Annotated in this window: 12 protein-coding genes and 4 tRNA genes; 6 read left to right on the forward strand and 10 right to left on the reverse strand. The window is 68.5% G+C overall.

Annotated elements, in window-relative coordinates; translation table 11 throughout:
• Window positions 1-189: 189 nt before the first annotated feature.
• Window positions 190-666 (forward strand): XF1762 family protein, encoded by a 477-nt coding sequence (locus EV192_RS45250; RefSeq protein WP_207926753.1) that lies wholly within the window; start codon window positions 190-192, stop codon window positions 664-666.
• Between the two features lie 112 nt (window positions 667-778).
• Window positions 779-1,093, forward strand: a complete 315-nt coding sequence (locus EV192_RS45255) for a helix-turn-helix domain-containing protein (protein ID WP_132124948.1) — start codon at window positions 779-781, stop codon at window positions 1,091-1,093.
• A 23-nt stretch (window positions 1,094-1,116) separates the two neighbouring features.
• Here the strand turns inward: EV192_RS45255 and EV192_RS57585 are convergent, their stop codons facing one another.
• Window positions 1,117-2,118 (reverse strand): hypothetical protein, encoded by a 1,002-nt coding sequence (locus EV192_RS57585; protein ID WP_424923435.1) that lies wholly within the window; start codon window positions 2,116-2,118, stop codon window positions 1,117-1,119.
• Here EV192_RS57585 and EV192_RS57590 point away from each other — a divergent pair.
• Window positions 2,026-2,562 (forward strand): tyrosine-type recombinase/integrase, encoded by a 537-nt coding sequence (locus EV192_RS57590; RefSeq protein ID WP_424923440.1) that lies wholly within the window; start codon window positions 2,026-2,028, stop codon window positions 2,560-2,562. The genes EV192_RS57585 and EV192_RS57590 overlap by 93 nt on opposite strands.
• Here the strand turns inward: EV192_RS57590 and EV192_RS45265 are convergent.
• The 4 genes from EV192_RS45265 to EV192_RS45280 all read right to left on the reverse strand — a co-directional run bounded on the left by EV192_RS45265 (window position 2,513) and on the right by EV192_RS45280 (window position 3,311).
• A tRNA-Val gene (locus tag EV192_RS45265) sits at window positions 2,513-2,587 on the reverse strand. The two genes, EV192_RS57590 and EV192_RS45265, sit on opposite strands and share 50 nt — an antisense overlap.
• Window position 2,588: 1 nt before the next feature.
• Window positions 2,589-2,660, reverse strand: a tRNA-Cys gene (locus EV192_RS45270).
• A 49-nt stretch (window positions 2,661-2,709) separates the two neighbouring features.
• Window positions 2,710-2,782 (reverse strand) — tRNA-Gly (locus EV192_RS45275).
• Between the two features lie 103 nt (window positions 2,783-2,885).
• Window positions 2,886-3,311: an SsgA family sporulation/cell division regulator gene (locus tag EV192_RS45280; protein WP_132124949.1), complete on the reverse strand. Its 426-nt coding sequence runs from the start codon at window positions 3,309-3,311 to the stop codon at window positions 2,886-2,888.
• Between the two features lie 353 nt (window positions 3,312-3,664).
• Between EV192_RS45280 and EV192_RS45285 the strand changes: the two genes are divergently transcribed.
• Window positions 3,665-3,736: transfer RNA gene (locus EV192_RS45285), tRNA-Val, on the forward strand.
• 31 nt (window positions 3,737-3,767) lie between these two features.
• Here EV192_RS45285 and EV192_RS45290 read toward each other — a convergent pair.
• Entirely contained in the window at window positions 3,768-4,457 is a 690-nt protein-coding gene (locus EV192_RS45290; protein ID WP_243727487.1) for a class I SAM-dependent DNA methyltransferase, read from the reverse strand.
• Window positions 4,458-4,557: 100 nt separating this feature from the next.
• On the opposite strand from EV192_RS45290, the gene EV192_RS45295 reads away from it, so the two are divergent.
• Window positions 4,558-5,709, forward strand: a complete 1,152-nt coding sequence (locus EV192_RS45295) for an alpha/beta hydrolase family protein (protein ID WP_132124951.1) — start codon at window positions 4,558-4,560, stop codon at window positions 5,707-5,709.
• On the opposite strand, the gene EV192_RS45300 is transcribed toward EV192_RS45295, so the two are convergent.
• Window positions 5,679-6,434 (reverse strand): endonuclease/exonuclease/phosphatase family protein, encoded by a 756-nt coding sequence (locus EV192_RS45300; RefSeq protein WP_132124952.1) that lies wholly within the window; start codon window positions 6,432-6,434, stop codon window positions 5,679-5,681. The two genes, EV192_RS45295 and EV192_RS45300, sit on opposite strands and share 31 nt — an antisense overlap.
• Before the next feature lie 4 nt (window positions 6,435-6,438).
• A complete protein-coding gene (locus EV192_RS45305) occupies window positions 6,439-7,170 on the reverse strand; it encodes a sulfite exporter TauE/SafE family protein (RefSeq protein ID WP_132124953.1) in 732 nt (243 codons plus the stop codon).
• 97 nt (window positions 7,171-7,267) lie between these two features.
• Between EV192_RS45305 and EV192_RS45310 the strand changes: the two genes are divergently transcribed.
• Window positions 7,268-8,164, forward strand: coding sequence for a LysR family transcriptional regulator (locus tag EV192_RS45310; RefSeq protein ID WP_165960943.1), 897 nt, complete (start codon window positions 7,268-7,270; stop codon window positions 8,162-8,164).
• On the opposite strand, the gene EV192_RS45315 is transcribed toward EV192_RS45310, so the two are convergent.
• Window positions 8,154-8,819 carry a hypothetical protein gene (locus tag EV192_RS45315; protein WP_132124955.1) on the reverse strand — a complete coding sequence of 222 codons (666 nt, stop codon included), beginning with the start codon at window positions 8,817-8,819 and terminating at the stop codon, window positions 8,154-8,156. The genes EV192_RS45310 and EV192_RS45315 overlap by 11 nt on opposite strands.
• A gap of 1,194 nt (window positions 8,820-10,013) precedes the next feature.
• Complete coding sequence (locus EV192_RS45320) at window positions 10,014-13,463, reverse strand: TM0106 family RecB-like putative nuclease (protein WP_132125126.1); 3,450 nt, start codon at window positions 13,461-13,463, stop codon at window positions 10,014-10,016.
• Window positions 13,464-13,497: the final 34 nt, after the last annotated feature.

The raw sequence follows: 13,497 nt of genomic DNA on the forward strand, positions 1-13,497 counted from the left end.
TCCCACACCTGGACCAAGCGTGCTGGAGTGGTGTCGATCGCGATCGGTGAGTCCCGGTCCGGACTGGCCAGACGGGCCCGGTCCGGACTCGGACCTGGTAGACCCGGCCTCGGTGTGGACCGTTGGATGGGTCAAAGTCCGCACTCGGACTGATCTTTCGCGGGCGTTGGTGTGCGTCGGGGTGGTCGGGTGAGCGGCCTGGCGATTGTGCCGGTGACGTTCCGGCAGGCGTGCGCGTTCATCGAGGCGTACCACCGGCATCACCGTCCGCCGCGGGGGATGAAGTTCGCTGTGGGTGTGGCCCAGCACGGTGTGCTGGTCGGCGTCGCCACGGTCGGGCGGCCGGTGGCGCGGCATCTGGATGACGGGCAGACCGTTGAGGTCACGCGGACCTGCACGCTCGGTGTGCCCAATACCAATTCGATGCTGTACGGCGCTGCGTGGCGGACCGCTCGGGCGATGGGGTATCGCAGGTTGATCACCTATACCCAGCACGGCGAGACCGGGGCCAGTCTGCGCGCGGCCGGACTGCGGCCGGTGGTGAGGCTGCGGGCTCGCCCTGGCTGGGACTGTCCCGGACGCGGCCGGGTTCCGCGTGGTGTGGATGGCGTGCAGCGGATTCGATGGGAGATCGCATCCACCGGGGTCGGGCGGTGCGCGGCATGACATGGTCGCCCCGCCGGGTGAAAGGCTTGTGTCGCAGCTGTGTCAGCTGGTACAGCTGGCAAACGCCTGCTCTACCAGCTGTTGTCACCGTCTGCGGGACGTGGAGGCCACGATGACCGACACACCCGTGGACGTTCCACAGTGGTCGATCGTGCTGATCGAGCACCTGCAGATCCTGTCCACCGCACTGAAAGAGATCGCACACCGGTTGCCCGCCGACCCAGACGAGTTGCTCACTGCCGAGCAACTCGCGGAGTTGTTCCATCTGTCGGCGCGCACCCTCAAGGACCAGGCCGGGGCCGGGGCCATCCCGCATCACCGGTTCGGCAAGCACTACCGCTTCAGCAGAGGTGACATCCAGCAGATCCTCCAACTCGCCCAGCACGACCCCACACTGCGCCACCGCAGACCGCGGATCGTGGCCTGAAGCCCAACCCCCGTTGAGCCTTCCTACCAAGGAGTTGACGATTGGCCTACGCACAAGAACGTCCCGACGACCCAGGCAACTGGCGCGCGTTCTACAAGACACCCAACGGCACCTACACCAGCAGATCCGGCTTCCCCTCCGAAGAGGTGGCAGAAAAGTGGGGCAACGAGCAAGAAGCCCTCATCCACCGTGACCTGTGGACCGACCCGCGCGCGGCCGAGATCTCCTTCGGCGCGTTCGTCGAGGAATGGCAGGACGCGGTCACGCCACGGCTCGGCCGTGGCACCGCGGACAAGTACCGCTCCCACCTCACCGTCCACCTGTTGCCGCAGTGGCAGGACTGGCCCGTGGTCACGATCTTCAACGGCTACATGCAGATCGAGAAATGGGTCACCGAACTGCACGACGAGCTCGCTGAGTCCACTGTGGCGTCCATCTTCGCCACCTTCTCCACCATCATGAACGCCGTCGTGCGCTCCCGGCTCATCCCCGCCAACCCGTGCTACGGCGTCCGGGTCACCGCAGGCGCCTACGATACCGAATACCTCGTCGCGACCCCGACCCAAGCCCTGCGAGCCGCCATGCGGCTCTACGAGACCCTGGGCCTGGCCGGGTTCGTGCTGTGCCTGATGGACTTCTACACCGGCGCCCGCTGGGGCGAACTGGTCGGACAACAAACCCACGAATACGACCCCGACAAGCGCGGCATCAATATCCGTACGCCACTGCTGGAAGTCGGCGGGATCCTCACCAAGGGCGGCATCACCATCGACGAGCTCACCGCGACGCCGGTCAGCGCCGTGCAGCCGCGTCGGCTGCGCGGTAAGCAACGTGGCCGGACCAAAACCCCGGCGGGCACTCGACTCGTTGAACTCCCGCCGAGCATCGCGGTGTTCTACGAACTGCTCCTGCAGAATTGCCCGCACCTGTTCGTGTTCACCATGCCCGAAGGGCAACCGCTGCGGCGGTCGAACTTCCGGCAACGCCTCTGGCGGCCGGCCTGGGACGGCGTCGACGTGGACCACCCCACCTCACCCGACCACCTGCCGCCGATCCTGCCCTGGTTCACCTTCCACGAGGGCCGGCACACCCATTCGACCTGGTTGATCGAGGACGGCGTCCCCGAGGTCGCACGCCGCGCCCGGCTCGGACACAAGATGAAAGGCATCGCCCGCACCTACGACCACGTCACCCCGGAGATGCGCCAGCACATCCTGGACGCTCTCGAAGCGCGGTGGCAGGCCGGGCTATCCGGTCTGACCGGCGCGGAACGGACGCGGCTGATGTCCTGGTTCCCGCAGCTACCCGCGGACAGCGCCGCGCGGCCGTCTACAAACGATCTACAAAGGATCACCGTAAACGCAGAAAACCCCTTTCCCACTGACCGCGAGAAAGAGTCTCTGACCTGGACAAACGTCCTGGTGGGCGATACTGGGATTGAACCAGTGACCTCTACCGTGTCAAGGTAGCGCTCTCCCACTGAGCTAATCGCCCGAGGCGGAGGCGGGAATCGAACCCGCGTACAGGGCTTTGCAGGCCCTTGCCTAAGCCACTCGGCCACTCCGCCGTTTCCTGTGATTTCTCGCAGGAGTCCGACCTTGGGGTGGCCGGCGCCGAGCGGACGACGGGACTCGAACCCGCGACCCTCACCTTGGCAAGGTGATGCGCTACCAGCTGCGCTACGTCCGCCTGCCCCAGCTTTCGGGGACTCGGTCCCGTCTGTGTGGTGCGAGATGAACTCTATCCGAGGCGCCAAACGAGTTTCAAACCGGGGGTGACGTTGGCTGTTCGCTCAGGTCAGGTCGTTGGAGATCAAGTGGGTGAGAGCTTCGTCCACGTTGACCCACATGTGCTCGTTGCCGGGCACGACCACGTCGTAGGTTCGGTCCAGGAAGTCGGCGAGTTCCTGGGCGGAGGACTCGAACACCGCGTGGCCGGAGGGGGAGCTGAGCTCGATCACCACCACTTCCGGGTCGTCCACGGCCGGGCGGATCCGGACGTCGCCGTCGCCGGCTTCGGCGATCAGGCCGTCGGCGAGAAGGTCGCGTGCGAACACCCACTCCACCCAGCCGGCTCGCCCGGTGCGGAACGCTGCCACGACCGCGTACGGGTCGCGGGTGTCGTACCGCAGCTCGACCTTCACCGGCACCGCGGGAGTACGTGGCGCCAGCAGGTCGAAGACCGCTGTCGAGCGGAGCGTCACGTGATCGTTGCGCATCGTCGCTACCCTTCTTCTCCCTTCCCAGTCATGGAACGACTGAGCCGTGGTCCTGTGACGCCGTAGCACGCCCGTCGGCCCCCATGTCGTCGATCTTCACCCTTTCGGGGTCCTGTTTCGACGCATTGCAACCGAATGACTCCGCCCTGTAATCGCCTGGTGGACCTACGGGTACATAGTGCTGGGTCCGGCCCCAACTTGGTAGCGCCAACGCGTGAAACTTCTGCGTGACGTCTGTCCCGTTCTTCCGCCTGTTGGCCCGGATCCGCAGGTCGACACGGCGAGTCGGAAATCAGGGGGGCGCGTGCGAGACAGGAAACTCGTCCTGTAGTCTTTGTCTCGTCATCAGGTGAGGGTGATTAGCTCAGCGGGAGAGCGCTCCGTTCACACCGGAGAGGTCACTGGTTCGATCCCAGTATTGCCCACACAGCACTCACTGGCCCCTGACCTGCATGGTCAGGGGCCAGTGTCATGTTCGGGCCGGGTGTCGGCAGCGCCCGGGGGCGCCAGTGGCTTGCGAACCAGCAGTTGTGCCTGCGGGAACTGTCGCTCGTCCTGGTGGGGCTCGCGCTGTAGCCGACCGACTTCGACGAACCCGGCTTGGCGCAACAGTTCCGCGAGGCTGTCGGACGACCAACGGTAGGCGAGAGTCACTTTGTGGTCGAATTCCTGCGGCAGGGGGTTGTCGCCGGCGAAGAATCCGAGCAGTAGGTGGCCGCCTGGCGCCAGCACTCGCTGGAATTCGGTGAACACGGCTGGCAGTTGTCGCGGTGGTGTGTGGATGATGGAGTAGAACGCGAGAATGCCGCCGAGAACTTCGTCGGCGAGGTCCAGCGCGGTCATGGACCCCTCGTCGAACCGCAGGTCTGGATGGGCTCGGCGGGCCAGGGCGATCATCTCGGCGGACAGGTCGATGCCGAAGGTGGTCGGCCCGAGCGCGTGCATGTGTGCGGTCACGTGGCCGGGGCCACATCCGATGTCGGCGACCGGTCCGGCGTTGTGGGCCTGCACGAGTTCGGCGAACGCGGCCAGCATCGCGCGTTCCATCGGCAGGGTCTCAAGCACGTTGCTGAAAAGCTCGGCGTAGAGGGGCGCAACGGCGTCGTAGGCAGCCCTGATGTCGTGTAAGACGGGGGATTCGGTCACGGGAAACATAGTGGCATCTCGGTGGTGGTGGCAGTACGACCACGAAGTCGGCGGACAGCCCCATGGTTTCCGAGGGGGCTGGCGGGTGGAGTTTGTGGTCATGACCGTATCGATCTCACGGCGCACGGCTCTTGCGTTGGCAGTGGGCCTGCCGATTGTCCTGGCGAAACCAGCGGCCGCGCTCCAGCCGGCCCGGTTGACGCTGCCCGCGTCGACCGGCCGCCACCGGGTTGCCAGCACGTCAATGCACCTCGTCGACGCGTCACGGCCCGATCCGTGGGTGCCCACCCAGCCTTTTCGGGAGCTCATGATCCAGCTCTGGTACCCGGCCGGCGCGGTTCAGGGTTACCCGCGTGTGCCGTGGATGACGCCCGGCACGGCACGGGCGTACGAGCAGGTGCATGGCTATCCCGCCCTCGACTTACCGATCACCGACGCGTATCTCGGCGCTCCCGCGCATCAGCACAGGGGTGGTTGGCCTGTTGTGCTCTATTCGCACGGTTTGGGTGGAAATCGCGCCGAAGGCACCGCGCTTGTCGAGGACCTGGCCAGCCACGGCTATGTCGTGGTCACGATCGACCACGTCCATGACGCCGACGTCGTCGAGTTCCCGGACGGGCGGGTGGAGACGTCAGCCATGCCGCCGTTGACCGACGACAACGAGATCCAGGTGACCACGAAGGCGATCGAGTCCCGCGTCGCCGACGTTCGCTTTGTCCTCGACCAACTCCACGCACTGCCCGTCGCGCTCGATTTGGGCGCCGTGGGGATGTTCGGCCAGTCCGACGGAGGCGCCACCACCGCCCACGCCGTTCACGTCGACCGACGGATCACCGCCGGCGTCAACCTGGATGGCACCCTCTGGACGCCGGAAGCGGTGGCCGGCTCCGACCGGCCGTTCCTCTTGTTCGGCAGGCAGGACCTGGATCCGCGCGAGGCGAGCACGTGGGCGGCCTTCCGGGCGAACCAGCGCGGCCCGCAACTCCAACTGAACCTCACCGGCGCCAAGCATCTCACCTTCACCGACCTGGCTGTCCTCCTGCCGCAGGCCGCTTCCGCCCTCCACCTTCCCCCGGACCGGGTCGCCGCGCTGGTCGGCACCATCAACGGGCAACGCGCCATCGCCGTCCAACGGGCCTACGTCCGCGCCTTCTTCGGCAAGTACCTGCGCCGCCACGACAGCCCGCTGCTGACCGGGCCGTCGCCGCGCTACCCCGAGGTTCAATACCTGAGGTCGACCTGGACGCCGTAGTGGTCGGACGCGACGATGCCGTCGACTTCCTGGGTGCCTATCAGGGTCGCGGTGGTGGGGTGGCCGGCGCCGCGGGGGCCGATTCGGGGGACGAAGACGTAGTCGATCCGGCGGCTCGGGCTGAGCGGAACCCATGGGTTCGTTGAGGACCAGGTGTGGCCGGGGCCGTCGCCGGCGAACTCCCAGGCGTCGTTCCAGGCGACCCGGCAGCCGGCGGCGCGCCCGGTGAGCATGCGGATCTCGTCGGCGTCCGGTGGGGCGTTGAAGTCGCCGCAGACCACTGTGCGGCCGGTCGGTTCCTCGGTGCCCATCACGGCGACCAGTTCGGTGACCTGCTCCTGCCGCACGTGCGAGTAGTTCGGCGGCCAGTCGAGCATCACGCTGAACAGGCGGAGTGTGCCGCGCGGGCCGTCGATGTGGACGCGCATGACGCTTCCGTTGCGCTCGCTGGCTCCCGCGAGGGACCGGTACTCCACCGACGTGATCGGCCAGCGGGACAGGATGGCGTGGCCGGAGTCCTCGCCGACGTACTCGTGGTGCCGCAGGCCCAGTTCGTCCGCCTGGGCGGCGGCGTCGGCCGACCACGCCTCCTGCAACGCCACGATGTCCGGCGCGCTGGCCGCGAGGACCGTGGCTATCGCGGTCTGTCTGCGTTCCCACGGACCGAACCGGCCCCAGACGTTCCAGGTCACCAGCCGTAACCTGGACTCGATCAGCGCGACCACGGGCCTAGGTTAGGGCGAACTTCACCGCGGCGGCCAGACCCAGCGTCCCAATGGCGTAACGCAACGGCGCCGCCGGGATCCGGCGGGACAGGGCCGCGCCAACCGGCCCGGCCACCGCTGTGGACAGTCCTAACACGATCGTCACCGGCCAGTTCACCGGCGCTATGAACGAGAAGAGCAGCCCGGCGACTCCGTTCGCCAGTGCCTGCAACACTGTTTTGACCGCGTTCAGCTCGTGGGTCGTGCCCTCGGCGAACAGGCCGAGCAGGGCGAAGAAGATCACCCCGACGCCGACGCCGAAGTACCCGCCGTACGCCGCCGCCGCGAACGTGCACCAGGCCAGCAGGCCATTGTGGACGGACCTGGACCGCAGTGTCCGGCTGACCACGGGCTGCAGCAGAACGAGCGTCGCGCCGACGCCGAGCAGCACCGGCACGATCAGCGTGAAGACCCGTTCCGGCAGCACGAACAGCAGCGCCCCGCCCACCAGTGAACCGGCCGCCGCCGGCAGGAACACCAAGCGTAGCAACGTTCTCCTGGTCCGCAGCTCACGCCGGAAGCTGACCGCCGCGGCGATGTTGCCCGGCACGACGCCGATGCTGTTGCTCACGTTCGCCTGCAGCGGCGAGAGTCCGAGCCCCACCATGACCGGGAACGTCAGCAGCGCGCCGGCACCCGCGATCCCGTTGACCACGCCCGCGGCCAGCCCCATCGCCGCCACTGCGAGTAAATTCACGGACCTCCCTCAGTCATCAATACTGTCGCCACCCGCGGTTCATGCGTCCAATGACGGTTGATGATCGGATCGATGCGTGGTACGCATGGATATGGAGATGGCGCAGCTCAGGTGGTTCGTGGAGGTCGCCGAAGGTCGGACGGTGACGGCCGCCGCGGCGGCGTTGCATGTGTCACAGCCCGCGCTGTCACGCGGCCTCGCACGCCTGGAGCACGAACTGGGCGCGCCGCTGTTCGACCGCATCGGCCGCGGACTTCGGCTCAACTCCAACGGACAGGCGCTGTTGGACGCCGCCAGGCGCGCGCTCAACGCCTTGGACACCGCGGCACACACGATCGGCGCGGCGGCCGACCCCACCACCGGCACAGTCCGGCTCGCGTTCCTCCAGACCATCGGCACCGAGTTCGTTCCCGCCCTGCTCAGCGGGTTTCGCACCCGGTACCCCAAGGTCGAGTTCGTGCTGCGCCAGGGCGGCACGGTCCGCAACGAGCGCCAACTTTTCGACGGCAACGTCGATGTGGTGCTCGCCGCCGGCCCGATGGACCGCACCGACATCGAATGGCGACCACTGGTGGACGAGCCGCTGGTGCTGGTCGTCCCGGCCGGGCACCGGCTGGCCCGACGGAAACGGGTCGGGCTGGCGGAGGTCGAGGACGAGCCGTTCGTCGGGTTCTCGCACAGCTTCGGGCTGCGGGCGATCACCGACCGGCTCTGCCAGCAGGCCGGATTCACCCCCAGGATCGCGTTCGAAGGGGAGGATCCCACGATGCTGCGCGGCCTCGTCGGCGCGCGTTGCGGTGTCTCGTTGCTCGCGCCCGCACCAGGCCCGGTCCCCGGCATCGTCGAGCTGCCGGTGAACGAGCCGCGCTGCCACCGGACGATCGGCATCGCGTGGTACCCGGACCATTACACCCCGGCGGTGGTGCGGACCTTCCGGGAGTACGTCCTCACTGAGTCCCGGCCACCGGTGTCCTGGGCTCGTTTTACACTGTAAAACAACGGCCGTTCTGATACAGGTCACCGGCGGCGACCGGGAGCCCGGCCGGCGGGTCGACCTCGTAGCGGCGCAAGCTGTTGCGCGTCAAAGACCGTTCGCACGCGCTGACGCCGCTGTCGGTCGCGGCCCCCGCCCACAGCAGGATGTCGCCGTTGGCGCAGAACGAACAGAGATCCTCCATGACGAAGTAGCGCTGCACGTCCGGCACGTACACCTTGGTGCCCACGGCCATCTGGCCCTTGCCGGCCGCCAACGTCAGCGGGTCGTCGAACGTGCCAGTGCCGCCCGCCTCACGATGCCGGCTGTTGGGGAACGCGATCGCGCGTGTGCCGGCCGGAGAGTTGTCCCGTGCGCTGTAGTAGCCGATCGCGCCGAGCGCGTTCGCCACGAACGTGGCCTGTGGCGGCGGTGGAGCGGGTCGCGACGGCGGGAGAGGGGCCGGCCGGCTGGACGACGACACAGCGGGCGCCGGCATCGGCGACGGGGACTCGCTGCTGCTCGGGGGGAGTGAGGTGGCCTGAGACGACGAGGTCGTGTCGTAGTCGCCGACGGACATCGTCGGTACGACAAGGCCTGCCGGCTGTGGGCTGGCGGTGCACGCGGACAAAACGACAGCGGCCACCATCGCGCAGACGGCCTGCCTGTACCCCATCGCGCCTTCCCCTGTGGTCACACCGTTGCCGAACGCGAAACGTATCGACCGGCCGCCCGGGCACGCAACGGTTGATGCATCAAATGCCCCATCCGAATCCGCGAACAAGAGCATCGAACATGTGTTCGAAACCGTGCTAGGGTACCGCGGGTTGAAGGGGGCTTGGAGATGATCTCGCCGGTGGTCGTGTTCCTGTTGGGCCTGAACCTGCGCCCGGCGGTGACCAGCCTCGGGGTGACGCTCCCGGACATCGCGGTACCCGGCTGGGCGGCCGCGTTGCTGGTCGCGCTTCCCTTGTGGGCGTGCGGAATCGGCGCCTTGCTGACCCGGTCACGCGGTGGGGTCAGGGCGGCACTGGCCGTGCTCGCGTTCGCGTTGAGTATTCGCGTTCTCGGCGGACTGGCGGTCATGGTCGCCGGAACGGCGTTGGCGTGCCTGGCGATCGCGCGGATTGGTACGGTCCTTCCCGTGCTGGCAAGGGGATCCCGTCGGCTCAGTGCGTGTTACACGGTGGCGCTGGGCTGTGGCAGCACGGCAGGCGCGCTGGTCACGCCGTGGGTGGTGAGCCGGTCGTCGTGGCAGTTGGGGCTCAGCGGGTGGACGTTGTTACCGGTGATGGCGTTGCTGTTCTGGCGGCACGACACGCCTACGATAGGCCAAGTTCGGCCTTTGTCGCTACGACACAACGGAACCGCCTGGGCCTTGACGGTCTACTTCGGACTTGTGTCGACCGTGACGTTCCTGGTGATGGGCTGGTTGCCGGAGATCCTGCGGGCGGCCGGGTTGTCGGCGGGCGCGGCCGGGGCGTGCCTGGGGCTGGCGATGGTGATGGGGCTGCCGATGATGTGGTTCGTTCCGTTGTGGGCGCATCGGTGGATGCTCGTCGTCGTGACGGTGCCGAGCGTGGTCAGCGTGGTGGGTCTACTCGTCGCGCCCGCCGTGCTGCCGTGGTTGTGGTCGGCGTTGCTGGGCATCGGGATCGGTGGCCTGGCGCTGGCGTTGACCTGCATCCCGATGCGGGCGGGCGCGGACCGGTCGGTCACGGCCGCGCTGTCGGCGATGGTGCAGGGTGGTGGGTACCTGATCGCCGGGGTGGGTGCGCTGGCGTGTGGACTCGTGCACGGCCTCACCCATGACTGGCGCGCGTCGCTGGCCATGATCCTCATTGTCCTGTGTGGACAGGTGGGGGCTGGTCTACTCGCCGTCCGGCCGGTCGTGGTCCGGCCACGGGCGAGCCCCGGCCCGCAGCCCGATCATCCCCGACACCAGCCGCATCTGGTCGACGTCCCGGATGTCCGCCTGCACGAGCCGCGGTGAGCAGATCAGCAGCGCGAGCGCTTGCGCACGGGACAACGCCACGTTGAGCCGGTTGCGGGACAACAGGAAGTCCAGTCCGCGCGGCAGGTCCGCGACGGCCGACGACGTCATCGTCACCAGCACGACCGGCGCCTCCTGGCCCTGGAACCGGTCGACCGTGCCGACCCGGGTCTCGGTGAACCCGGCCTGGTCCAGCGCCCGGCGCACGATCCGGACCTGGAGGTTGTACGGCGCCACCACGAGAATGTCCGCGTCGCTCAGGGCCGAGCCGTGCGAGCCGTCCATCCACATGCGACCAACGAGCGACCGGACCGCGTCGACGACCGCGGCCGCCTCCTCCGGGGAACTGGTGATGCTGTGGCTGTGGTCGACCATCCGCACGTACAGGCCGGGCTCGATGCCCGCCACCCGACGGCCCGCCGCGGTGGGGTGGGCGTGCAGCAGGCCGGCGTACGACAGCCGGGACACGGGTTCGCAGACGTTCGGATGCATCCGCCTGGTCTGGTCCATGAAGTACCCGAGGTCAGACGGGATCACGTCGGCGTCGCCGAGCAAATGCCCCAGGGCGGACGCGTCCGCGCCGGCCGGGTGCGTCCCCTGGACGACCTGCGGCAGCTGCTGCGGATCACCCAGCAGCACGAGGTTCCGGGCACACGTGGACACGGCCAGCGCGTCGGCGAGCGCGAACTGGCCGGCCTCGTCGATGATCAACACATCGAACGGTTCCGCCCGGATGGCCGCGTTCGCGAACGTCCACGCCGTGCCGCCGACCAGATGCCCGCCGCCCTGATCGGCCCGCCACCGCACCAGCCCCGGGTTGTCCTTCGGCTGCTCCCACTGGCAGTCCTTGACCGGCTGGCCTTTCGCGCGTTTCGCACACGGGATCGGAACGCCGACCGCCCGGCCAGCAACGAGGGCCGAGCTGAGCACGTTCTCCACCGCTTTGTGGCTGGTGGACGTGACCGCGACGGACTTCCCCTTGCCGATCAGGTGCGCGATCAGCCGCCCGGCCAGGTACGTCTTCCCGGCGCCCGGCGGCCCCTGCACGGCCAGGGTGGAGCCGTCGAGACAGTCCACGGCCGAGATGACGGCGGCGACGAGATCCTCGCCCTGCGGCAGGCCACCGCGCGGGGGCAGCCGGCGGAGCAGGTCGATGCCGGGATGCGCGGGCAGCCGTGGCAGGCCGGCGACCACGCGCTCGGCCAGCGTGTACACGGCCTCGTCCTTCGGGGTCGGCTTCACCGGGTCGCCGGGCAGGATCGCCACCGGCAGGTCGACCGACAGCTCGTCCGGCTTGGTGCTCTCGGCCAGGACGATCTCTTCGGCGGTCTCGGCCACGACCTTCGCGGTCCGGGTGAGGCTCCCCGGATACAGCACCCGCACCTGGTCGCCGGACGCGAACGGATGCGGCCGGTCCGGGTCGCAGGCGGCGACCAGTTCGCGTTTGGCGGTACGGACGCGTCCGCTCGGCATCACCCAGTCCTCGGCACGCACGGAAACCGGGACACAGCAGGCCGAATCGGACTCCAAATCGGACAGTGGGGCGCCGACCTGGCGGAAGAAGTCCCACCACGCCGGGTTCGTCTCCCGCCGGTGGTATCCCACGGCGGCGGCCAGCAACGCCCGAGCCCGTTCGTCCGGGGTGGCCTGTGCCGGATCGTCGGGCAGGCCGGCCATCAGCGGGTCGACCACGGCCGCGATCCGGGCCGCGCGCTCGGCCCGGCGCTGCGCCGCCTCGGCCTCGGCGGTCTCGTCGATCAGAACGTCCATTTCGGACGGATCGGGCCGGAACGGCTCGATCCCCGCCTCCGCCCGAGCCTGCAACAGGAAGCGGTACAGCCGATGTGTGGACACGCAGTCGTACTCGTTGTACTCGCGGATGCCGTCCAGGACACCCTCGGCCTCGGCGATGTCGTCGGCCGCCAGCAACGTCAGGTACTCCTCGTACGCCTCGATGCTGGACACGGCGTTCACCACGTCACCGGCCCGCTTGTCCGGCATGTACAGCGGTTCGAGGTACTTGATGGAGTACGACCGCTGCGAGACACGCAATCCTTTGCGCACCACGGCGTACAGGTCGACCAACGCACCTGTGCGCAGTAGTGTGTCGACGGCGTCCTCGCGGGTGCCGTGCAGCGCGGCCAGGTGCTTGAGTGCGTTCACTTCATAGGGTGCGTAGTGGTAGATGTGCGCGTCGGGATGCGTTGTCACGCGTTCGATGGCGAAGTCCACGAACGCCTCGAACGCCTGTTTCTCCTGGCGACGGCTGTGCGCCCAGAACGGCCGGAACGCCTCCCGCCCGTCGGCCACCACGACCGCGCCGAACAGGTACTCCAGGCCCTCGCCGCCGAGGGCGAACGGGTCGCCCTCCATGTCGAAGAACACGTCACCCAGGCTCGGTTCGGGCAGTTCGGCCAGCACGGCGGGGGAGAGGACCTCGTAGGCCACCTTGCCGACCGGGTCTTCGGCGGTGCGCGAGTCGTCCTGGATGACCTGGATGCCGGCCTGGGCGCGGAGCCCGTCGAAGGTGGCCTTCGACATGGTGGCCGGCCGGTCGGCGACGGTCGCGTTGGCGAGGTCGTCGATGGTGGCCATGCCGGCGGCGACCAGCTTGCGCCGCTGGTCGCTCCGGATGTTCGCGACCAGCGACAGGTCACGCGCGGATTCCCGGCCAGAGCCGCAGTGCCGGGCGAACCGGCAGGTCGCGCAGGCGGGTCGCTCGTCCGCCCACAGCGGGACCGGTAACCGCGCGGGCTCGGTGAGCCGGTCGGACAGTCGCTCCTGGAGGTCACGGACCAACGGCAGGAAGTCGTCGACCCGGTACGAGTGCGTGGTGTCGTCGCCGAGGATCAGGTGCATCAGCGGACCCGACGGGTAGCCGGCGTCCCGCAACGCCGCCGCGTACGCCGTGAGCTGCAACACCGCGGCCGGTTTCGGACGCCGGGTGAGCTTGGTGTCGTACACCTCGTAGTCGCCGTTGTCCGTGCGGATCAGGAAATCCGCGCGGCCGTAGAACTTCCCGTCGTAGAACACCGCCTGGTAGATCACGGGCGCGCCGGACTCCACGGCGATCCGCGTCTGCCCGGCTGCCTTCCGCAACGCCTCCGGCTGCGGCGCCGGCAGGTCGATCTGCACCAGGAACAGGCCGTGCTCCTGCTGCAACCGGGCAAGGACGGCCTGTTCGTGCGCCACACCGTGCCGGGCGACCAACAGGTTCTGTGACTCCTCGGGCTGCGGGGCGCCCGCCAGCCCGGCGGCGACCGCCCGGTCGAGAACGCCGCGGTGCTCACATTCCAGCAGGTCAACCAGGTCGCCCGGGGAGACCACGGGGCCGGACGGGGTGACGAGCACCCGGGCAGTA

The sequence above is a fragment of the Actinocrispum wychmicini genome (assembly GCF_004345645.1).
Classification (GTDB): domain Bacteria; phylum Actinomycetota; class Actinomycetes; order Mycobacteriales; family Pseudonocardiaceae; genus Kibdelosporangium; species Kibdelosporangium wychmicini.